This is a genomic window from Pseudomonas sp. ICMP 561 (genome assembly GCF_002699985.1).
In the GTDB taxonomy this organism is placed as follows: domain Bacteria; phylum Pseudomonadota; class Gammaproteobacteria; order Pseudomonadales; family Pseudomonadaceae; genus Aquipseudomonas; species Aquipseudomonas quasicaspiana.
In genome coordinates, this window is sequence record NZ_LKBT01000056.1 from 157,507 (window position 1) to 178,534 (window position 21,028).

Below are 21,028 nucleotides of genomic sequence, written 5' to 3' on the forward strand. Positions count from 1 at the left end.
CAATGAACAACAGCCTGCGCGAGCAACTCGAAAAACTTGACCTGCAGCTTCCGACTCCGGACAGCCCGGCCGGCAACTACGTCAGCACAGTGGTCAGCCAGAACCTGCTGTACGTGTCGGGACAGATCCCCATGGTTGACGGTCAGCCCGCTTTCATCGGCCGGGTGGGTGACACGCTGAGCGAAGAGCAAGGCATCGCCGCAGCGGAACTGGCAGCCCTGGGTTTGCTGGCCCAACTGGACTCAGTGATCGGCGACGATCTGTCGAAGCTGGTGCAAATTGTGCGGCTGGGCGTGTTCGTCGCATGCCCCAGCGACTTCACGCGACAGGGCGCCGTGGGCAACGGCGCCTCGAATCTGCTGGTCAGTGTGCTTGGCAAAGCCGGTCAACACGTCCGCACCTCGGTAGGGGTTTCCAGCCTGCCGGTCGGTGTAGCGGTCGAAGTGGACGCCATCTTCGAGCTAAGACCATGAGTCAGACGTTGACCGAAGCGCACATCCAGACGCTGCGTGCCGCGACGCCTGGCTGCCAGCAAGTGATCCATTTCAATCATTCCGGGGCGTCGCTGCCGAGTCAGGCAACCGTGACGGCAATGATCGAGCACATGAACCGCGAAGCCAGCCAGGGTCCGATGGAAGCCGCGGCACAGGGCGAGATGCTGCTGGAAAACGCCCGCAACACCGCTGCGCGGTTGATCAACTGCGCGTCCTCCTCCATTGCATTTCTGGGCAGCGGCTCTGCGGCGTGGGGCATGGCTTTCAGCGCACTGGGAGCATGGCGTCGCGGAGACCGCATTCTCGTCGGGCGTCACGAATGGGGCGGCAACCTGGCTTGCATGGCCCAGGCCTTCGCCGCCGGAGCCAGCCTGGAAGTGATCCCGTGCGATGAGAGTGGTGCGGTGTCGGTGTCCGCGCTGGAAGCGATGATCGATGAGCGTGTGCGTTTGATTTCTCTGACATGGCTACCGGCCAACGGTGGCCTGATCAACCCGGCTGCCGCCATCGGCACAATAGCGAAACGGTACGGTATTCCTTACTTCATCGATGCCGGTCAGGCATTGGGACAAATCAGCGTTGATGTGCAGGCGCTGGGCTGCGATGTGCTCAAGGGTGCCTGCCGCAAGTTCCTGCGCGGTCCTCGAGGTACGGCCTTGCTGTACATCCGCGAGGGTTTCGTCGAACAACTTCAGCCGCCATTCGTTGACGTTCTTTCCGCGCCCCGAAACGGCGAAAGTTTTACTCCGCGCAACGACGCTCGACGTTTTGAAACCAGCGAAATGTCGCTGACGCTGATCGCCGGTTTGAATAACGCACTGAGCGAAGTGGAAGCATTGGGCGTAGCGCCTGTCCGCCAGCGTATTCGGCAATTGTCGTCATTGTTGAGGAAGCGCATGGCAGAAGTCGCAGGACTGAAGCTACAGGACCTTGGCGAAGCGCATGATCACTCGGGGCTTGTTTCATTCACGCTGGAGGGCTGGGACGCCCTGGAGATAAAAAAGGAATTAGCCATGAACGGGATAAACATCGGCGCCAATGGCGTGGCTTATACGCCGCTGGACATGCAGGCCAGAGGGCTGGTGAACATCGCGCGGATTTCAGTCAGTCATTTGAACACTGAAAGCGAGATAGAGACGTTGCTCACGGCATTGCGCGAAATGAGCAACGGACAGCAGAAAACAGCCTAGACCTGAACGTCGACCCAAAGCCCCTGGCGCGGCTCATCATCAATCAGTGGCACAACCGGAACGGTGTTGTCGGCATTCAGCGCAACACCGGGGACGGCCAGATGTTCAGGCTCGTCGTAACCTTCTTCGCGGCGACGCTGCTGTTCTTCGTGGCGTTGCTGCTCTTCGCGCAACAGCCATGCGTTGCGCTGCTCTTCTTCGTTACGCAAGTCGATATTGGTTTCGCCAGAACTGGCCTGCACCGGCGCCACAGGAGGAATGTCAGGTACCTGCCGGGCCGGATCCAGTTGCGACGTCACGGGTACCACACTCAGGGGAAGCGTCGGCTGCAACATTATTAGTTCTCCTTTTGAGTGGATGTCGGCCAAGTGTCTACCGACTTGACCCCGTAAATGAGAAACTTTCGACTCTGTTTTTGGTAACTAGTGCCTTTAACAGGCTTAAATTGTTGCAAGGGCGTTTAAATACAGGTGTTTTGTCACTGTACCTTTGGCCTGGGCAGCGTGTTCCGTTAACATAGTCGGCTTTTTCAAAGCGGGAGACAGGCAGCATGGCGCAGCAGTATCAACCGGGGCAACGCTGGATTAGCGACAGCGAAGCCGAGCTGGGTTTGGGCACCGTTCTGGCACAGGACGGCCGCTTGTTGACCGTGCTCTACCCGGCCACTGGCGACACACGTCAGTACGCACTGCGAAATGCACCTTTGACGCGCGTGCGCTTCTCTCCAGGCGATGTGATCACTCACTTCGAAAACTGGAAGATGACCGTCCGTGAAGTCGATGACGTTGATGGCCTGCTGGTCTACCACGGCCTGAACGCGCAAAACGAAGCCGTCACCCTGCCGGAAACCCAGCTGTCGAACTTCATCCAGTTCCGTCTGGCGACCGACCGCCTGTTTGCCGGGCAAATCGACCCGCTGGCCTGGTTCTCTCTGCGCTACCACACCCTGGAACACACCAGCCGCCAATTGCAGTCCTCTCTCTGGGGCCTGGGTGGCGTGCGTGCGCAACCCATCGCGCACCAGTTGCACATCGCCCGTGAAGTGGCTGATCGTATTGCGCCGCGGGTTCTGCTGGCGGACGAAGTGGGTCTGGGTAAAACCATCGAAGCCGGCCTTGTTATCCATCGCCAGCTGCTTTCGGGCCGCGCCAACCGCATTCTGATTCTGGTGCCGGAAAACCTTCAGCACCAATGGCTGGTGGAAATGCGCCGCCGTTTCAACCTGCAGGTCGCCCTGTTCGATGCCGAACGCTTCATCGAAAGCGATGCCAGCAACCCGTTCGAAGACACTCAACTGGCGCTGGTTGCGCTGGAATGGCTGGTCGAAGACGAGAAAGCTCAGGACGCACTGTTTGCTGCGGGCTGGGACCTGCTGGTCGTCGACGAAGCTCACCATCTGGTCTGGCATGAAGACAAGGCGAGCCCTGAATACTCGCTGGTCGAGCAACTCGCTGAAGTCATCCCGGGCGTACTGCTGCTGACCGCCACTCCGGAACAACTGGGCCAGGACAGCCACTTCGCGCGTCTGCGCCTGCTTGATCCAAACCGTTTCCATGATCTGCATGCGTTCCGCGCCGAGAGCGAAAACTATCGCCCGGTCGCTGAAGCCGTGCAGCAACTGCTCGACAAGGGCCGCCTCTCACCTGAAGCGCACAAGACCATCCATGGTTTCCTGGGTGCTGAAGGCGAAACCCTGCTGGCGGCCGTCAATGACGGCGACGAAGAAGCCAGTGCGCGCCTGATCCGCGAATTGCTTGACCGCCACGGCACTGGCCGGGTGCTGTTCCGTAATACCCGTGCCGCAGTGCAAGGTTTCCCGGAACGCAACCTGCACCAGTATCCACTGCCCTGCCCGGCTGAATACCTGGAACTGCCGCTTGGCGAACACGCAGACCTGTATCCTGAAGTCAGCTTCCAGGCACAGCCGGACGCCAGCGAAGAAGAACGCTGGTGGAAGTTCGACCCGCGTGTCGACTGGCTGATCGATACCCTGAAAATGCTCAAGCGCGTCAAGGTACTGGTGATATGTGCTCACGCCGAGACCGCTATGGATCTGGAAGACGCCCTGCGCGTGCGATCCGGCATTCCGGCCACGGTTTTCCACGAAGGCATGAACATCCTCGAACGCGACCGAGCTGCTGCGTACTTCGCTGACGAAGAGTTCGGTGCTCAAGTACTGATCTGTTCGGAAATCGGCAGTGAAGGTCGCAACTTCCAGTTCGCTCACCATCTGGTGCTGTTCGATCTGCCTGCACATCCGGACCTGCTGGAACAGCGTATCGGTCGTCTGGACCGGATCGGCCAGAAACACACCATTGAACTGCACGTGCCGTTCCTGGAAACCAGCCCGCAAGCGCGTCTGTTCCAGTGGTATCACGAAGCGCTGAACGCCTTCCTTAATACCTGTCCGACCGGCAATGCCCTGCAACACCAGTTCGGCCCACGTCTGCTGCCGTTGCTGGAGAGCGGTGACGACGATGAGTGGCAAGCGCTGATTGACGAAGCACGCACCGAGCGCGAGCGACTGGAAAGCGAACTGCATACCGGCCGCGACCGTCTGCTGGAACTCAATTCCGGCGGCGCGGGCGAAGGTGAAGCGCTGGTCGAAGCTATTCTGGAGCAGGACGATCAGTTCACTCTGCCGATCTACATGGAAACCCTGTTCAATGCGTTCGGCATCGACAGCGAAGACCATTCGGAAAACGCCCTGATCCTGCGCCCCAGCGAGAAGATGCTCGACGCCAGCTTCCCGCTCGGCGATGACGAAGGCGTGACCATCACTTATGACCGCAACCAGGCGCTGTCTCGTGAAGACATGCAGTTCATCACCTGGGAACACCCGATGGTGCAAGGCGGCATGGACCTGGTGCTGTCCGGCTCGATGGGCAACACCGCCGTGGCGCTGATCAAGAACAAGGCGCTCAAGCCCGGCACTGTCTTGCTGGAGTTGCTATATGTGAGTGAAGTGGTTGCACCGCGCTCGCTGCAACTGGGTCGCTACCTGCCACCGGCCGCCCTGCGCTGCCTGCTCGATGGCAACGGCAACGACCTGTCGGGTCGCGTGTCCTTCACCACGTTGAATGACCAGTTGGAAAGCGTGCCACGTGCCAGCGCCAACAAATTCATTCAGGCTCAGCGCGACACGCTGAACCCGCAGATAAACGCCGGTGAAGCGAAGATCGCCCCGAAACATGCCGAACGCGTTGCTGAAGCCCAACGTCGTCTGGCAGCGGACACCGACGAAGAACTGGCCCGTCTGACCGCGCTGCAAGCCGTTAACCCAACCGTGCGCGACAGCGAACTGGTTGCGTTGCGCGAACAGCGCGAGCAAGGACTGGCCATGCTGGACAAGGCAGCGTTGCGCCTTGAAGCGATTCGGGTGTTGGTGGCTGGGTAATGGCCTGGCGATAGATCACAGCGACCCAATCGCGAGCAAGCTCAGCTCCTAAGATCATCACCGGTCCTGTGGGAGCCGAGCTTGCTCGCGATAAACGATAACGCGGTGTATCTGCCTACTGCGCTGGCCTTATCGCGGGCAAGCCCGGCTCCCACAGAAGATCGCATACCCTGTTGGAGCGAGGTTTGCCGCGAAGCCGTCAATGCAATCCACTTATTCGCTCTTCGCGAACAAGCTCAGCCCCCACGATCACCACCGGTCCTGTGGGAGCCGAGCTTGCTCGCGATAAACGATAACGCGGTGTATCTGCCTACTGCGCTGGCCTTATCGCGGGCAAGCCCGGCTCCCACAGAAGATCGCATACCCTGTTGGAGCGAGGTTTGCCGCGAAGCCGTCAATGCAATCCACTTATTCGCTCTTCGCGAACAAGCTCAGCCCCCACGATCACCACCGGTCCTGTGGGAGCCGAGCTTGCTCGCGATAAACGATAACGCGGTGTATCTGCCTACTGCGCTGGCCTTATCGCGGGCAAGCCCTGCTCCCACAGAAGATCGCATACTCTGTTGGAGCGAGGTTTGCCGCGAAGCCGTCAATGCAATCCACTTATTCGCTCTTCGCGAGCAAGCTCAGCCCCCACGATCACCACCGGTCCTGTGGGAGCCGAGCTTGCTCGCGATAAACGATAACGCGGTATATCTGCCTACTACGCTGGCCTTATCGCGGGCAAGCCCTGCTCCTATCAAACAAAATATAACTATCTGATTTGGAATGCTTGTTACTGAAGGAGTGACCGGGGTGGCGATCCACATTGCTCGCGATAGCTCCAGTACAGGCAGTATATTCATCGACTGACAGGCCGAATCGCGAGCAAGCTCACTCCTACAGGGTCCGTGTTTGCTGCGCGACAGCGTGGTGTCAGGGACACCGGGGCGACTCCCACAGAAGATCGCATACTCTGTTGGAGCGAGGCTTGATCTGGGCGGCATTCCGACGAAGCCGTCAATGAGGTGATTCAGATAAACCGCGTATTCATTCTTCGCGGGCAAGCCTCGCTCCAACAGAAGCCTCATCGCATTCATTCTCGCCCGGCTCATCCGCCACCATCCCCGCCTTCATCCTCGCTGCATCCCGACTGAAACAACGCGACGCCAGGTACAAAAACACCAGCGTCATGAACAGCGCCACCGGGATGAGATACATCGCGTCGTGCAGACCAACCGCCTTGTAAACCTCGCTCATCTGCTCAGCGCCCGCTGCAGCCATGGCCGAATGGGCGAAGTGGTCTGACAGCAAACCGACCACCACCGGGCCCAGCCCGCCGCCCAGCAAATACAGCCCCGCGAAAAACAACGCCATCGCCGTCGCCCGCAACCTGGGCTCGACCACATCCTGAATCGCGGTGTAGACGCAGGTATAGAAGTTGTATGCAAACAGCCAGCCCAGGCTGAAAACGCCCACGAACACACCGATTTCAATGCGGCCCGCATGCAACGCATAGCCGGTCGCCAGCGTCGCAATCAACATGCTGCCCGCCGCGAACAACAGCCGGCCGTTGGCGAAACGTTGATGCAATTTGTCAGCAACCCAACCGCCCAGCGTCAACCCGATCAACCCCGTCACACCGACAATCATCCCGGTCGCCACCGCAGCGTCGTGCAAGGGCAACAGAAAGTAACGTTGCAGCATCGGCACCATGAACGAGTTACACGCGTAAGTCGCAAAGTTGAACGTCAGCCCGGCCAGCACCAGCCAGCCAAAGGTCGGCACCGAGAGCACGCGACGAATCGGCTTTTCGATTTTCTCCTCGGACATACGCACACTTTCCGCAGCACCCCGCTTGGGTTCACGAATGAAAAACATGAACACCGCCAGCACCAACCCCGGCACGGCCGCAATGAAAAACGGGGCCCGCCAGCTATCGAAGGCTGTAACCATCGCACCGATGGTGAAGAACGCCAGCAGCAACCCTAATGGCAGCCCCAGCATGAAAATACCCATGGCCCGGGCGCGTCGATGAGCGGGGAACAGATCACCGATCAGCGAGTTGGCCGCCGGTGCATAGCTGGCCTCGCCAATACCGACGCCCATTCGCACCAATAGAAAAGTCCAGAAACTGCCTGCCAGGCCGTTGACCGCCGTCAGCCCGCTCCACACCGCCAAGCCCCAGCCCATGATTTTCCTGCGCGAGCCGTTGTCGGCCATACGCCCCAGCGGCAGGCCCGCAATGGCGTAGACCAGTGTGAACGCGGTGCCGATGATTCCCAGCTGGAAATCACTCAAGTGCCACTCCTTGCGAATCGGCTCAATGATGATTGCAGGAATGGTACGGTCGAAAAAATTGAACAGGTTGGCCAGAAACAGCAAAAACAGAACACGCCAGGCATTGGACGCCTGCGGAGACAAAGGCTGCGGAGTGCCTTGCATGGTGGAGCTCCTTTTTTATTGTTATTACAAAGCGCGTGAAGCTGGACGTCGCTAGTCAATCTAGGACGCCTTCGAATACCTGTCTGTAAACATTCGTGAAAGAGATGACCTGGCATTGAGGCACAGGCGGCGTCTTATAACCAATCGCTATTACGTTAATTCCAAATTGATTGAACCCCTCAGCCCTTTCCAGTTGGCACACTTAGCGCAACTCCTATACTGACATCGACTCGCCACCATTCATGGATTTGGCGACCCTGGCATTGAATACATGGGGCCCGCTATGGAATGGCTTGGTTTGCACTTGATGTCCGGTCAATCCCACGACGGGATGCTGCTACTGGACTGTACGCATAACCTTTTTCTCATGGCGCTGTCCTTCGGCGTCATTTCAGCTGCATGCCTGGCGACGCTGGATATCGGCGAACGCATCATTCATTCGGAAAACCAGCAGAGTCGGCAACGCTGGCAAGTGCTCGGCGCGCTGTGCCTGGCGGGCGGCGCATGGGCCATGCACTTCATTGGCATGCTCGCGTTCGAAACCCCGATGAAGGTCAGCTACGACCTTCCTACAACCATTGCTTCGCTGTTTATTGCAGCCATTGCTGGCGCGTTCGCGATCAAAGCCATCAGCCACGAAGTCATCGGACCCGGCCAATGGCTGCTCAGCGCCATTGGTATTGGCCTTGGCGTGGTCATCATGCATTACGTCGGCATGTCGGCGTTGCGCTCACCCGCCGTTCAGTACTATCAGCCCGGTCCGTTCGGGCTTTCGATTCTGATGTCCATTCTGTGTGGCGCAGTGTTTCTGCTAATGCCCAGCTATCTGCGTCAGGGCAGCGGCATGTTCCACCAGATGCTCAAATACGGTGCCAGCATGTTGCTCGGGGCGGGCTTGCTGGGTACCCATATGATCGGCATGTGGTCGCTGAATCTGGTGCTTCCCGAAAATATTCCACTCGAATCGGCAGCTCCCGAAAACGCCATGCAACTGGGCCTGACTATCGCGATCATCGCCCTGCTGATTATCGCGGGCAGCCTCAGCGCGTCGATGGCTGACAAGAAACTGCAAAGCAAGGAACACGACCTGCGCCGCGTGAACGCATTGCTCAGCCAACTGGATCAGGCACGCATGTCGCTGCAGCAGGTGGCGCATTACGACGCACTGACCAACCTGCTCAACCGCCGTGGTTTCAACCAGACTTTTGCCGAGAAACTGACCGACCATCACGCCAGCGGCGGAATGATGGCGGTGATGTTCCTCGACATCGACCATTTCAAACGTATCAACGACAGCCTTGGGCATGATGCGGGCGATGATCTTCTCAAGGCGATCGCCGAGCGCATTCGCAGTGCGACACGTGGCGATGATGTGGTGTCCCGCTTTGGCGGCGATGAGTTCTGCATTCTGATCAGCCTGCACAACTACGAAGAAGCCGAGCAACTGGCCAATCGGGTCATGCAAAAGATGAAAGAACCGATCGCCCTGGCCGGGCGGCATATGGTCATGACCACCAGCATCGGCATCAGTATCTTCCCGCAGGACGGCCAGACTTGCGACGAACTGCTCAAGCACGCCGACCTGGCGCTCTATCAATCCAAAGGCAACGGCCGCAACCGGGCGCACTTTTTCAGCCCCAACCTCAAGACCAAAGCCAGTCTGGAGCTGCAACTGGAGGAGGAACTGCGCAACGCGCTGCTTGAAGAAAACGGCCTGCAGGTCTATTACCAGCCCATCGTTGATCTCAGCACCGGCCAGGTGTCCAAGCTCGAAGCACTGGTGCGCTGGGAGCACCCGCAGCATGGCTTGCTGACGCCGGACCGTTTTATCGAGATAGCCGAGACCAACGGCCTGATCGCCGATCTTGATAACTGGGTGCTGCGCCGCGCATGCCTGGACCTTGGGCAACTGTCCGGCAATGGTCTCGACGATCTGATTATTGCGGTCAATTGCTCCGCGCTTAACCTGACCCGGGAAACGCTGATCGATGACATTCAGCGCGCCTTGCGACAAGCCAATGTGCCTGCACGGCGTCTGGAGCTGGAGGTCACCGAGAACGCACTGATGGGCAATATCAGCACCACCATAGGCTTGCTCAAGCAAATCCGATGCCTGGGTGTCTCGCTGTCCATTGATGACTTCGGCACGGGCTACTCATCCCTGGCCTACCTCAAGCGCCTGCCGCTGGATACGGTCAAGATTGATCGCTCTTTCATTCTCGATATTCCGGGCTCCGCTCAGGACATGGAAATCGTTCAGGCAATCATCGTGATGGCCCATACCCTGCGATTGAAGGTCGTGACCGAGGGCGTGGAAACGTCGCAGCAGAAGGAGTTTCTCAGCAAGTATGGCTGCGATTATATTCAGGGCTATCTGGTGAGCCGGCCACAGCCCCTTGAGCAAATCCTGCCGCTGGTGCAGAAGCTTAACCAACGTAAAACCGTTAGCCAGAACGCCTCGAAGACTGTTCAGCAAAACCCCATGCCGGAAAAGTGGAGTCACGGACCCGCGCGCTAACTGAATGGTACGGGAAAGGCGGGACAGCAAAAAACTGACCGGGTTCAATTCTTGAGCCTGAAATAGCTAAAGGTTCCCGCACGCTCGCCGATCTATTTACTGGACCAGACCGAGCGTGCCCTTTTCTTGAATAGGGGTTTCCCTATCGTTCTTGAAAAAACCGCACTGCAACGTCGTGATTTCTCTATCAGCGACGGCGCGATGACAGCTGCTGCATCGCCGCCCTCCCCAGGCTAATGGCGCACGATGACCAATAAGAATGATTCTGCTGGTGCGATATACGGACCATTAAATGCACTCGCTGCCGAAAAGGCCACCGGCCTTCCGGGCACCTACTATCAGCCCAAGCCAGTTCCCGCTCAGCAGTACATGTATTTCACGGAAACCGACACAGATCGCATCCTGGATAACCTTGATGGTCTGCGCGATTCGGTTTTCCCGCAACCTGCCCATATCGAAGACAACGTCCTGCGCAGCGAACAGCAGTTCCCCTCGGTATGCCTGATCGGTCTGGGGCGCTGCGGTTCCAACATTGCTCTGGATGTTGCCGAACTGGTCTACAACGCACGCAAGTTCTATCTCAATCAGTTCGAAAATGAAGACCGTCTGAGCGAAGACAAGCGCTATAGCCCGGTCCGCTGGATCCGCAACAACCTGCGACTGGTGCAAAACAAAGCGAGCAAGCCAGTTTTTCTGGTCGAGCCACTGGTTATGCTCGGCGACCTGGACAAAGACATTGCCGGTCGCATCCGTTTCTCGCGCAAGGGCGAGAAAAGCGGGTTCATCAACGACTACAGCAAAATGAAGATCATGGACCTTTCAGAGGTTCATGCCGGTGGTGCGGGCAACGCCCCGATTCTCGGTCAGTATCTGGCCAAGATCATCCTGAACAAGGACACCAACCACTTCTCCAGCGCTGACTGGAAACTGATTCACTCGTACCTGATCGACTCGTGCGGCATCAAGGCCAACCAATCGCGGCTGTATTTCTACATCTTCAGTGCGGGTGGCGGTACCGGTTCAGGCATGGCCTCCGAGTTCGGTCTGGCGCAACAGTTCTCGTACATGAACAAGACGTTCGACACCCGGCCGACTGACGAAAACGACAGCAAGCGTGGCCGGTCCTTTGTGTTCGAGCCGATCTTCACCAGCGGCATTTGCGTGCTCCCGAACATTTCCGATCACCGCAGCGAAATGTCCGAAGCCTTGCACATCAACGCTGGCCGCCTGCTGTGCAAATACCTGTCGGAAGAATGGGACTTCTCATACAACTTCGAAAACGAAGACAGCAGCGAAGCCAGCGTCATGGGCCGTATTCGCCCCTGGAACGCCATGATGCTGATCTCCAATGACATCATGCGTTACGCCGAAGCCAGCGACGACGGCAACATCGAGAACATTGACGTGAACGCCATGGAGCGCCACGCCAACCAGTACATCTCGCAGCAGATCTTCAACATTCTTACCGCTCAGGCGGTGACGACTGACTACGACCAGAACTACTTCCGACGCGCAGGCATCGATATCGGCGAGACGATTCGTCTGGATGCCAACGACCTGTTCATGAGTCTGGCGGGCCCCGTGGCGATTGCCTATGCCGAATCGGTGGTCCCGGAAAGTCCGGCGCCAGGTTCCGACAAGTTCAAGGTGTTCGAAAAAGAACCGCCACGCCTGAACATCGATGACTTGTTCTTCCGCTCCATTGACCTGCCGCACTTCAACAAAGTGACCCAGGCCATTGAAGGCATCAGCCTGTTGCCGATCGAGTCCAAGCGTTATCGTGCGGCACTGGATCAGTACAAGACTTCGGGCTATGACGCCGCAGCACTGCACGACCTGCACTTCTTCAAGAACTGCTCGTCGGTGGTGTCCATCGTCTCCCTGCCCAAAGACTACAAGCTGTCCTATATGGACCTGAACCGGTTGAAGACGCACCTCAACAGCCTGTTCCCCAACACCACGCTCAAACGTTATGCGTTGGTGATCGGCGCGTCGGCCAACTTGTCGCTGACGACGTTGATCGCGAAAAGTCCGTGCCTTTCGGATGACTTCCTGACCCTGATCGTGGCGTTCATCAAGCGCTGCTTCGCGAAAAACCAGTACCGTTTCGACGACACACTGGACAACGCGATTCTGGACTTCATCGTCAGCGAAGAATTTGACGAAGACCGCGTTGATGAATTGCTGAACGAATACGAGAACCCGGCCAAGATCCTCGACACCAACTGGTACGCGATCAAGCCGATGTACGAGAAGAAGTACCGTGAGTTGATCGAAGACAAATCCAGGTTTGTCTCGATCAATGACATCCGCATCTCCCGCGAGAGCGTGAAAAAGGCCGTCAAATACCTGCGCGAAATTTATCGTCACCGCATCGGCAAGACCCGGGTCATTTCACTGAATCAGCATACGGGCAAGACGGATTACGGGGTTAAGTAAGACGCGGTGTTTTTTAGGCGAGCAACGATTCTGTGGGAGATTCTATGTTTGCCTGAAACCCCGTAGGACTGGCTTTAGCCGGGAGGGCAGTATATCTGACGAAGTAAATGTATCGCATGTACCGACGTCCTCCCGGCTATGGCCGGTCCTACGAGCTCAATTGAACCTGTGGGTGCTCCCACAGGATCCGGGCAACCCTGTTGAGATATTTCGCTACCCCGAACTCCCCGGCGCAGTTACCAGACTTCCCACTTGAACCCGCGATTCGCACCAAAAAAGATCGCTAACTAAGCGGGCGCCCTGTCCTGGACCAGAACCCAGGGAGCCACCACGACGGCCCAGAGCACCGGATCACGCTCCACAAGCTCTAGCGCCTTGGCTTCAGCCACCTTGCCGACTTCACCACTGGCAAGCCATGCACTGACTTTATCCGCTTCGTTCTGCGCAACCGCCTGTGCCACCTCGATCAAATCCAGCGTCGGCTCGACCCACAACAGGGCACCTCGCGCAAAGAACGGCTGAAGCTCGGTCCAGGTAATTGATGCCGTTTCGCCGAGCAGTTTGGCATAGAGGGTGCTTGGTTCTTCGCTCATGGGTTTCACCGAAAAGAAAATCGACGCGAATGATAGCGCCGAGTCCGCTCAAGACAAACCCAGATACAAGTAATTGATTGCAGGGAAGATCAGGAAAACCAAGGGTTTAGAGGTCGATTGGACAGGTCGAACCGCATGATTCTGTATCTTTCTTACGATTAAGCGACATTGATCGTTTTTGCCCCCTGCGGCTAGCTATTCAAGCCATTGACCGGCGCTCTAAACTGTTCCGGTACAGTTTGCCGGGGGGCTGATCGGTGTTTAAAATCCGGTCCCGCTGCCTAGGCATCAGGATTATAAAAATTAAAACACAAGAGTGGAGCATCATGACTAAGGGTACCAAGAAGCTTTCCAGGCTGTTTGCCGCATTGGTTATGGCGGGGGTTGCCAGCCATTCGTTTGCAGCAGACACCATCAAGATCGGCATCGCAGGTCCAAAGACCGGCGCAGTTGCCCAATATGGCGACATGCAGTTCAGCGGCGCAAAAATGGCCATTGAACAGATCAACGCCAAAGGCGGCGTCGATGGCAAGAAACTCGAAGTCGTTGAATACGATGATGCTTGCGATCCTAAACAAGCGGTCGCGGTAGCCAACAAAGTGGTCAACGACGGCGTCAAGTTCGTGGTTGGCCACCTGTGCTCCAGCTCCACCCAACCGGCTTCGGACATCTACGAAGACGAAGGCATCATCATGGTGACTCCGGCTGCAACCAGCCCGGAAATCACTGCACGTGGCTACAAGCTGATCTTCCGCACCATTGGTCTGGACAGCGCGCAAGGCCCGGCGGCTGGCAACTACATCGCCAAACAGGTCAAACCTAAAACCGTCGCCGTCATCCACGACAAGCAACAGTACGGTGAAGGCATCGCCACTGCCGTCAAGCAGACGCTGGAAAAAGACGGCGTAAAAGTCGCGCTGTTCGAAGGCATCAACGCTGGCGACAAAGACTTCTCGTCGCTGATCGCGAAGATGAAACAAGCCAACGTCGATTTCGTTTACTACGGCGGCTACCACCCGGAACTGGGCCTGATCCTGCGTCAAGCTCAGGAAAAAGGTCTGAAAGCCGGTTTCATGGGTCCGGAAGGCGTGGGTAACGCGTCGATCTCGCAGATTGCTCAGGATGCGTCCGAAGGCCTGCTGGTCACCTTGCCTGCTTCGTTCGACCAGGACCCGGCCAACAAGGCTCTGGTTGAAGCGTTCAAAGCCAAGAAAGAAGACCCAAGCGGTCCGTTCGTGTTCCCGGCTTACGCGGCGGTTCAGGTCATCGCTGATGGCATCACCGCTGCGAAAAGCGAAGACACTGACAAAGTGGCCAAAGCTATCCACGCTGGCACCTTCAAGACGCCAACCGGCGACCTGTCGTTCGATGACAAGGGTGACCTGAAAGACTTCAAATTCGTGGTCTACACCTGGCACAAAGACGGCACCAAAACTGAAGCGCCTGTGAAGTAAGCATTCGCCATAAGTTGAACCCAGAGCCCACTGCAACCGCAGTGGGCTTTGTTTTACGAGCGCAGGCGATCCACAAGACCACCTGTCGCTGACCATCTTGAAACCGTCACCAGTGATTCACTGGGCTTGTATCCAACGTGGACGCATACCACGACGTGCAAGCGGCCAAGACTTCACCAGTGAAACATAGAGCAGGTTTTTAGGAGCACGCTGTAATGCCCGAGATAGATATCTATCACTTCTTCCAACAGCTGGTTAATGGTCTGACCATTGGCAGCACCTATGCCTTGATCGCCATCGGTTACACGATGGTCTACGGCATCATCGGCATGATCAACTTCGCCCACGGCGAGGTGTACATGATCGGTTCCTACGTCGCGTTCATCGCCATCGCCGGTTTGACCATGATGGGCATCGACAGCCTGCCGCTGGTTATCACTGCAGCGTTTGTCGCGAGTATCGTCGTCACCAGCGCCTATGGTTATTCCATCGAACGCGTGGCCTATCGACCGCTACGTGGCAGTAACCGTCTGATCCCGCTGATCTCTGCCATTGGTATGTCGATCTTTCTGCAGAACTCGGTTCTGCTGTCTCAGGACTCAAAAGATAAATCGATCCCCAACCTGATTCCCGGCAACTTCGTGTTTGGCTCGGCCAGCACCCATGAAGTCGTGATTTCCTATATGCAGGTGCTGATCTTCGTCGTGACACTGATCGCGATGCTCGGCCTGACCTGGTTCATCTCCCGCTCCCGTCTGGGTCGCGCCTGCCGCGCCTGTGCGGAAGACATCAAGATGGCCAACCTGTTGGGCATCAACACCAACAACATCATCGCTCTGACCTTCGTCATCGGTGCAGCACTGGCGGCGGTCGCTGCCGTATTGCTGAGCATGCAGTACGGCGTGATCAACCCCAACGCAGGCTTCCTGGTCGGCATCAAAGCCTTCACCGCAGCGGTACTGGGCGGTATCGGCAGTATCCCGGGCGCGATGCTCGGTGGTCTGGTGCTCGGCGTGGCAGAAGCGTTTGGTGCCGATATCTTCGGCGACCAATACAAGGATGTGGTGGCGTTCGGTCTTCTCGTATTGGTGCTGTTGTTCCGGCCGACCGGCCTGCTCGGCCGTCCGGAGGTTGAAAAAGTATGACCAAAAATCTCAAATCGGCGTTTTTCAGCGCCTTGCTGGTGCTGGCCGTCGCCTACCCGGTTTTCGGCCTGAAGCTGGAAATCGTCGGCGTCAAACTGGCCGTCATTGGTGCCAGTACCACCACCGTCAGCGTGATTATTGCGGGCGCCATCGCGATGTTCTTGCGCGTGCTGTTCAATGAGCAGATCACCGCGGCATGGCGCTCCTCACCGAACATGCCACTGGTGCCAGCCAAGGCCAGCAACTTCCTGAGCCTGCCCTCGACCCAGCGCTGGATCATTCTCGGCCTGGTACTCATCGCACTGGTCTGGCCGTTCTTCGGCTCCCGAGGCGCGGTGGATATCGCCACGCTGATCCTGATCTACGTGATGCTCGGCCTGGGCCTGAACATCGTGGTCGGTCTGGCCGGCCTGCTGGATCTCGGTTATGTCGGTTTCTATGCCGTGGGTGCTTACAGCTACGCCCTGCTCTCCCACTACTTCGGCCTGGGTTTCTGGATCTGCCTGCCGATTGCGGGAATGATGGCAGCGCTGTTCGGCTTCCTGCTGGGCTTCCCGGTATTGCGTCTGCGCGGCGACTATCTGGCCATCGTGACCCTGGGCTTCGGCGAAATCATTCGCCTGCTGCTGCGCAACATGACCGACCTCACCGGCGGCCCGAACGGCATCAGCAACATCGAGAAACCGACCCTGTTCGGCCTGTCGTTCGAGCGTAAAGCGGCTGAAGGTATGCAGACCTTCCACGAGTATTTCGGGCTGCCGTACAACTCGATCAACAAAGTAATCTTCCTGTATCTGGTTGCTTTGTTACTGGCACTGGCTGCGCTGTTCGTGATCAACCGTCTGCTGCGCATGCCTATCGGGCGTGCCTGGGAAGCGTTGCGTGAAGACGAAATCGCCTGCCGTGCTCTGGGCCTGAATCCAACCATCATCAAGCTGTCGGCCTTCACCCTGGGCGCCGCATTTGCCGGTTTCGCAGGCAGCTTCTTCGCCGCTCGCCAAGGGCTGATCACGCCGGAGTCGTTCACCTTCATCGAGTCGGCGATCATTCTCGCCATCGTCGTATTGGGTGGCATGGGCTCGCAACTGGGCGTCATCCTCGCGGCCATCGTTATGATCCTGCTGCCTGAACTGATGCGTGAGTTCAGCGAATACCGCATGTTGATGTTCGGCGCCATGATGGTGCTGATGATGATCTGGCGTCCTCAAGGTCTGCTGCCCATGCAACGTCCACACATGGAGCTGCGCAAATGAGCCGCCCAATCCTCGAAGTCAGCGGCCTGAGCATGCGCTTTGGCGGTCTGCTGGCGGTCAACGGCGTAGGCCTGACCGTCAATGAGAAACAAGTCGTGTCGATGATCGGCCCTAACGGCGCTGGCAAGACCACGGTATTCAACTGCCTGACCGGTTTCTACAAGCCAACCGCAGGCACCATTCTGCTCGACGGCGAGCCGATTCAAGGTCTGGCCGGTCATCAGATCGCCCGCAAAGGCGTGGTGCGGACTTTCCAGAACGTGCGCCTGTTCAAGGAAATGACGGCACTGGAAAACCTGCTGGTTGCACAGCACCGTCACCTGAATACCAATTTCCTGTCCGGCCTGTTCCGCACTCCGGCGTTCCGTCGCAGTGAGCAGGAGGCCATGGAATATGCTGCTCACTGGCTGGAAGCGGTCAACCTCAAGGAGTTCGCCAACCGTACGGCGGGCACCCTCGCCTATGGTCAGCAACGCCGTCTGGAAATCGCCCGATGCATGATGACCCGTCCGCGCATCCTGATGCTCGACGAGCCTGCTGCAGGTCTGAACCCGAAGGAAACCGAAGACCTCAAGGCTTTGATCGGCGTACTGCGTAACGATCACAACGCGACTGTTCTGTTGATCGAACACGACATGAAGCTGGTGATGAGCATTTCCGACCACATTGTGGTGATCAATCAGGGCACACCGCTGGCTGACGGTTCGCCGGCACAGATTCGCGACAATCCTGAAGTGATCAAAGCCTACCTGGGGGAAGCGTAAATGCTGCAATTCGAAAACGTTTCCACCTTCTACGGCAAAATCCAGGCCTTGCACGACGTCAATGTAGACGTGCGCCAGGGCGAGATCGTGACGCTCATCGGTGCCAACGGTGCGGGTAAATCCACGCTGCTGATGACCTTGTGCGGTTCGCCCCGCGCCCACAGCGGCAGCATCCGTTACATGGGTGAAGAACTGGTCGGTCTGGAATCCTCGGTGATCATGCGTAAAAGCATCGCCGTGGTCCCGGAAGGCCGTCGCGTGTTTGCGCGTCTGACCGTGGAGGAGAACCTCGCCATGGGCGGCTTCTTCACAGAAAAAGATGACTATCAGGAGCAGATGGACAAAGTCCTGCACCTGTTCCCGCGTCTGAAAGAACGCTTCAACCAACGCGGCGGCACCATGTCCGGCGGCGAACAGCAAATGCTCGCGATCGGCCGTGCGCTGATGAGCAAGCCCAAGCTGCTGTTGCTGGACGAGCCGTCACTGGGTTTGGCGCCGATCATCATTCAGCAGATTTTCGAGATCGTCGAACAACTGCGTCGTGATGGCGTGACGGTGTTCCTGGTTGAGCAAAACGCCAACCAGGCCTTGAAGATCGCCGACCGGGCCTATGTGCTGGAAAACGGTCGTGTGGTGATGCAAGGCACCGGTGAAGAGCTGCTGGTTGACCCGAAAGTGCGTGATGCCTATTTGGGTGGTTGATGATTCGCTGCAATAAGAAAACGGCCTTCGGGCCGTTTTTTATGAGAAATTACCGGATGGCTCAGAGCCTGTGGGAGCGAGGCGCAATCCCGTAGGACCGGCTTTAGCCGGGAGGGCGTCGGAACATTCACCAGACTTCTTTCGCCAGAAATGCCGCTCTCCCGGCTAAAGCCGGTCCTACGAGGTCAAGAGCTAATTCAGGCGGCAGCCCCCTTCAGGTATCCCCCACCCCCAACCGCTCAAGCGCCGCACTGCTGCGCTGAAACCAGCTCAACAGATAATCGGCCAACACCTGCATGCGCTTGGGTAATTCACCTTCATACGGGTGCACCAGAAATAGCGGCGAAGTACTGGTCTGATAATCGCGGAACAGCCAGTGCAAGCGACCGTCGTTGATCTCGGCATGCACCATGTACGACGGCAATCGGGCGATCCCGGCACCCACCAGTGCCGCCTTCTTCAATAAACCGTAATGATTACTGGCGAACGTACCGTTGACCTGAACCCTGGTGAGCTCATGGTTCTGGTGATAGAGCCACTCGTTGCGACCGCTGTAATGACTGTTCAGCAGACAGCTATGGGCAATCAGCTCGTGAGGGCTATTTGGCTGTCCATGAAGTTGTAAATAAGCGCTGCTGGCACAGGTCAGCTCCTGCATGGCAAGCAACGGCTTGGCGACGAGGCGTTCATCACTGGCCACATGGGAGCGGATAGCCAGATCAAAACCATCGCGACGCAGGTCACGAAAAGCGTTATTGAGCTCCAGCTCGACCTTAACTTGCGGGTACTGCGCAGAAAACTCCATGAGCAAGCCTTCAAAAAACGTTTCCCCCAAAGACACCGGGGCCGTAACACGCACCTGCCCCACCATGTCATCGCGCATCAGCTCAACGATATTGCGTGCCCGCTCCATGCTGGCCAACAACTGCTGCCCTTGCGGCAACAACGCTGCGCCAGCAGAAGTGAGGCTGAGGCTGCGGGTGCTTCGGTGCAGCAGCATCACGCCATAAGCCTGCTCCATCTGGCTGATCCGCTTGGACAGGTAACCTTTGCTGCAACCCAGACGGGCCGCAGCAGCCGTGAAACTTCCTGCGTCGATCAGTACCGCAAAGGCTGCCAGGTCATCAATTTCGCTCACTGTTATTGTTTCCCTATGAGAACCAAAGGTTGCCTATTAGCACGCTTATCGACGGCAAATAGCGACCCTACACTGTCCCTCGACATCCATGAATGAATCTTCGGAGCGACAGCATGAAAATTTTATTGATTGGTGCAAGTGGCACCATTGGCTCGGCCATCGCCCAGGAACTGGCCCAACGTCACGAGATCGTCCGCGCAGGCCGCAACAGTGGAGAAGAGCAGGTGGATATTAGTGACAGCGCTTCAATCCGAAAACTGTTCGAACGGATAGGCCGATTCGATGCTGTGGTCTGCGCCGCTGGCAATGTGAAGTTCGCGCCGCTGGCCGAAATGACTGAAAGCGACTTCGCCCTTGGCTTGCAGGACAAATTGATGGGCCAGGTCAACCTGCTGCTGATCGGTCGGGAGTTCGCCAACGACGGCGCGTCGTTCACGTTCACTACCGGTGTACTCAGTCACGATCCGATCCGTTCGGGCAGTTCGGCCAGTCTGGTCAATGGGGCCATCGACGCTTTCGTCCGGGCAGCGGCCATAGAGTTGCCACGCGGCATGCGGGTCAACTCGGTCAGCCCTAATGTTCTGGTTGAAGCCATGGACAGCTATGCGCCTTATTTCCGGGGTTTCAAACCGGTGCCCGCAACCGATGTAGCGCTGGCTTACGCAAAAAGTGTCGAGGGCCTGCAGACCGGTCAGACGTATCACGTTGGTTAATGCCTCTTGTGATGGGGCCGCAGGCTGAGTAACGTGGCGGCACATGTCTGGAGACCACTCAATGTTTGCTGTTCGTTCCGCTCTGCTCGTCGCGCTGTTGCCACTGTTCGCTGGCTGCCAGATGCTTGCCTCTCACTCCGGTTCAGACCCCGTCTCGAAGGCTGGCTGGATTCGCATGCAGGGCAATCTGACCGGCGATAGCGGCAAGCTGATGTTCCAGCCGTGTAATGAGCAGCGTCGTTACGTGGTCAAGGACGGCGGCAATACTGGCATCCTGCAGGAAGCGACTTCCCTGGCGGACAGCTCCGGCAAGGTCTTCGCCGACCTGCGCGGTGTGTTCGTCGCCAGTAAAGCGGTCGACAGCGATGGCCAGCTGGACCTGCGTCAGGTGTACCGCGTCGAACGCGCAGGTCAGGCCTGTGAGGACCCCAATTTCAAGCGTCTGACGTTGCACGTCAACGGTAACAAACCGGCCTGGAACGTTAACGTCAGTGGCAAAGGCATGGTTATTGAGCGTCAGGGCAAAGACTCTATTGCCGTGCCGTATGTGGAAGAGCAACTGCCAGATGGGCGGTTCAGCGTGAGCAGTGAGGCTAACGGCAACAAGATGGAGCTCTGGGTTGCGCCACAGCGTTGCGTTGATAGCGTGGATGGCTCGGTGCAGCATTTGACTGCCGAGTTGCGGATCAACGGCGAGACCGCCCGGGGTTGCGGGTATTACGGTGGGTCGCGGGATGATTGATCTGGGTTGAGTTAATACTCGAGGATTACCGCTCCCGTATCGCGGAATAGGTATGTGCACAA

At 57.5% G+C, this 21,028-nt stretch carries 16 protein-coding genes; 12 read left to right on the forward strand and 4 right to left on the reverse strand.

Translation table 11 applies throughout. The features are described from left to right. Positions 1 to 2 precede the first annotated feature (2 nt). Positions 3 to 473, forward strand: coding sequence for a RidA family protein (locus AO242_RS24560; RefSeq protein WP_027900993.1), 471 nt, complete (start codon positions 3 to 5; stop codon positions 471 to 473). Further along, positions 470 to 1,684, forward strand: coding sequence for an aminotransferase class V-fold PLP-dependent enzyme (locus AO242_RS24565; protein ID WP_099270748.1), 1,215 nt, complete (start codon positions 470 to 472; stop codon positions 1,682 to 1,684). Before AO242_RS24560 ends, AO242_RS24565 begins: the two co-directional genes overlap by 4 nt. Here AO242_RS24565 and AO242_RS24570 read toward each other — a convergent pair. Next, positions 1,681 to 2,019, reverse strand: coding sequence for a hypothetical protein (locus AO242_RS24570; protein WP_027900995.1), 339 nt, complete (start codon positions 2,017 to 2,019; stop codon positions 1,681 to 1,683). The genes AO242_RS24565 and AO242_RS24570 overlap by 4 nt on opposite strands. A 215-nt stretch (positions 2,020 to 2,234) precedes the next feature. Between AO242_RS24570 and rapA the strand changes: the two genes are divergently transcribed. Beyond that, complete coding sequence (gene rapA / locus AO242_RS24575; protein ID WP_027900996.1) at positions 2,235 to 5,081, forward strand: RNA polymerase-associated protein RapA; 2,847 nt, start codon at positions 2,235 to 2,237, stop codon at positions 5,079 to 5,081. 1,029 nt (positions 5,082 to 6,110) lie between these two features. Here the strand turns inward: rapA and AO242_RS24580 are convergent. Continuing rightward, positions 6,111 to 7,505 (reverse strand): spinster family MFS transporter, encoded by a 1,395-nt coding sequence (locus AO242_RS24580; RefSeq protein WP_099270749.1) that lies wholly within the window; start codon positions 7,503 to 7,505, stop codon positions 6,111 to 6,113. A 283-nt stretch (positions 7,506 to 7,788) separates the two neighbouring features. On the opposite strand from AO242_RS24580, the gene AO242_RS24585 reads away from it, so the two are divergent. Continuing rightward, positions 7,789 to 10,023 carry a bifunctional diguanylate cyclase/phosphodiesterase gene (locus tag AO242_RS24585; protein ID WP_099270750.1) on the forward strand — a complete coding sequence of 745 codons (2,235 nt, stop codon included), beginning with the start codon at positions 7,789 to 7,791 and terminating at the stop codon, positions 10,021 to 10,023. Positions 10,024 to 10,392: 369 nt separating this feature from the next. After that, the gene (locus AO242_RS24590) at positions 10,393 to 12,462 is read left to right on the forward strand and encodes a hypothetical protein (RefSeq protein ID WP_373562258.1); all 2,070 of its coding nucleotides are present in this window, start codon (positions 10,393 to 10,395) and stop codon (positions 12,460 to 12,462) included. Between the two features lie 287 nt (positions 12,463 to 12,749). Here the strand turns inward: AO242_RS24590 and AO242_RS24595 are convergent, their stop codons facing one another. Beyond that, positions 12,750 to 13,055, reverse strand: coding sequence for a DUF2288 domain-containing protein (locus AO242_RS24595; RefSeq protein WP_027898121.1), 306 nt, complete (start codon positions 13,053 to 13,055; stop codon positions 12,750 to 12,752). 326 nt (positions 13,056 to 13,381) lie between these two features. On the opposite strand from AO242_RS24595, the gene AO242_RS24600 reads away from it, so the two are divergent. The 5 genes from AO242_RS24600 (at position 13,382) to AO242_RS24620 (ending at position 18,373) form a co-directional block, all read left to right on the forward strand. Further along, positions 13,382 to 14,509 carry a branched-chain amino acid ABC transporter substrate-binding protein gene (locus tag AO242_RS24600; protein ID WP_099270752.1) on the forward strand — a complete coding sequence of 376 codons (1,128 nt, stop codon included), beginning with the start codon at positions 13,382 to 13,384 and terminating at the stop codon, positions 14,507 to 14,509. Between the two features lie 215 nt (positions 14,510 to 14,724). Further along, positions 14,725 to 15,654, forward strand: coding sequence for a high-affinity branched-chain amino acid ABC transporter permease LivH (gene livH, locus AO242_RS24605; protein WP_099270753.1), 930 nt, complete (start codon positions 14,725 to 14,727; stop codon positions 15,652 to 15,654). Further along, complete coding sequence (locus AO242_RS24610) at positions 15,651 to 16,907, forward strand: high-affinity branched-chain amino acid ABC transporter permease LivM (RefSeq protein ID WP_099270754.1); 1,257 nt, start codon at positions 15,651 to 15,653, stop codon at positions 16,905 to 16,907. Before livH ends, AO242_RS24610 begins: the two co-directional genes overlap by 4 nt. Next, positions 16,904 to 17,671, forward strand: a complete 768-nt coding sequence (gene livG, locus AO242_RS24615; protein WP_099270755.1) for a high-affinity branched-chain amino acid ABC transporter ATP-binding protein LivG — start codon at positions 16,904 to 16,906, stop codon at positions 17,669 to 17,671. Before AO242_RS24610 ends, livG begins: the two co-directional genes overlap by 4 nt. Beyond that, the gene (locus tag AO242_RS24620) at positions 17,672 to 18,373 is read left to right on the forward strand and encodes an ABC transporter ATP-binding protein (RefSeq protein WP_027900847.1); all 702 of its coding nucleotides are present in this window, start codon (positions 17,672 to 17,674) and stop codon (positions 18,371 to 18,373) included. It abuts the gene before it with no gap. A 214-nt stretch (positions 18,374 to 18,587) separates the two neighbouring features. Here the strand turns inward: AO242_RS24620 and AO242_RS24625 are convergent, their stop codons facing one another. After that, positions 18,588 to 19,511, reverse strand: a complete 924-nt coding sequence (locus AO242_RS24625; protein ID WP_099270756.1) for a LysR family transcriptional regulator — start codon at positions 19,509 to 19,511, stop codon at positions 18,588 to 18,590. Positions 19,512 to 19,624: 113 nt separating this feature from the next. On the opposite strand from AO242_RS24625, the gene AO242_RS24630 reads away from it, so the two are divergent. After that, positions 19,625 to 20,224 (forward strand): short chain dehydrogenase, encoded by a 600-nt coding sequence (locus tag AO242_RS24630; protein ID WP_027900845.1) that lies wholly within the window; start codon positions 19,625 to 19,627, stop codon positions 20,222 to 20,224. 61 nt (positions 20,225 to 20,285) lie between these two features. Further along, positions 20,286 to 20,966, forward strand: a complete 681-nt coding sequence (locus AO242_RS24635) for a COG3650 family protein (protein WP_027900844.1) — start codon at positions 20,286 to 20,288, stop codon at positions 20,964 to 20,966. The last annotated feature ends 62 nt before the right edge of the window (positions 20,967 to 21,028 follow it).

Bases quoted from the DNA above. Each gene is read 5' to 3' on its own strand.
- livG (WP_099270755.1), top strand. From the start codon at position 16,904: ATGAGCCGCCCAATCCTCGAAGTCAGCGGCCTGAGCATGCGCTTTGGC.
- AO242_RS24560 (WP_027900993.1), top strand. From the start codon at position 3: ATGAACAACAGCCTGCGCGAGCAACTCGAAAAACTTGACCTGCAGCTT.
- AO242_RS24570 (WP_027900995.1), bottom strand. From the start codon at position 2,019: ATGTTGCAGCCGACGCTTCCCCTGAGTGTGGTACCCGTGACGTCGCAA.
- AO242_RS24630 (WP_027900845.1), top strand. From the start codon at position 19,625: ATGAAAATTTTATTGATTGGTGCAAGTGGCACCATTGGCTCGGCCATC.
- AO242_RS24600 (WP_099270752.1), top strand. From the start codon at position 13,382: ATGACTAAGGGTACCAAGAAGCTTTCCAGGCTGTTTGCCGCATTGGTT.
- AO242_RS24595 (WP_027898121.1), bottom strand. From the start codon at position 13,055: ATGAGCGAAGAACCAAGCACCCTCTATGCCAAACTGCTCGGCGAAACG.
- AO242_RS24610 (WP_099270754.1), top strand. From the start codon at position 15,651: ATGACCAAAAATCTCAAATCGGCGTTTTTCAGCGCCTTGCTGGTGCTG.
- AO242_RS24635 (WP_027900844.1), top strand. From the start codon at position 20,286: ATGTTTGCTGTTCGTTCCGCTCTGCTCGTCGCGCTGTTGCCACTGTTC.
- AO242_RS24565 (WP_099270748.1), top strand. From the start codon at position 470: ATGAGTCAGACGTTGACCGAAGCGCACATCCAGACGCTGCGTGCCGCG.
- AO242_RS24585 (WP_099270750.1), top strand. From the start codon at position 7,789: ATGGAATGGCTTGGTTTGCACTTGATGTCCGGTCAATCCCACGACGGG.
- AO242_RS24620 (WP_027900847.1), top strand. From the start codon at position 17,672: ATGCTGCAATTCGAAAACGTTTCCACCTTCTACGGCAAAATCCAGGCC.
- AO242_RS24590 (WP_373562258.1), top strand. From the start codon at position 10,393: ATGTATTTCACGGAAACCGACACAGATCGCATCCTGGATAACCTTGAT.
- rapA (WP_027900996.1), top strand. From the start codon at position 2,235: ATGGCGCAGCAGTATCAACCGGGGCAACGCTGGATTAGCGACAGCGAA.
- AO242_RS24580 (WP_099270749.1), bottom strand. From the start codon at position 7,505: ATGCAAGGCACTCCGCAGCCTTTGTCTCCGCAGGCGTCCAATGCCTGG.
- livH (WP_099270753.1), top strand. From the start codon at position 14,725: ATGCCCGAGATAGATATCTATCACTTCTTCCAACAGCTGGTTAATGGT.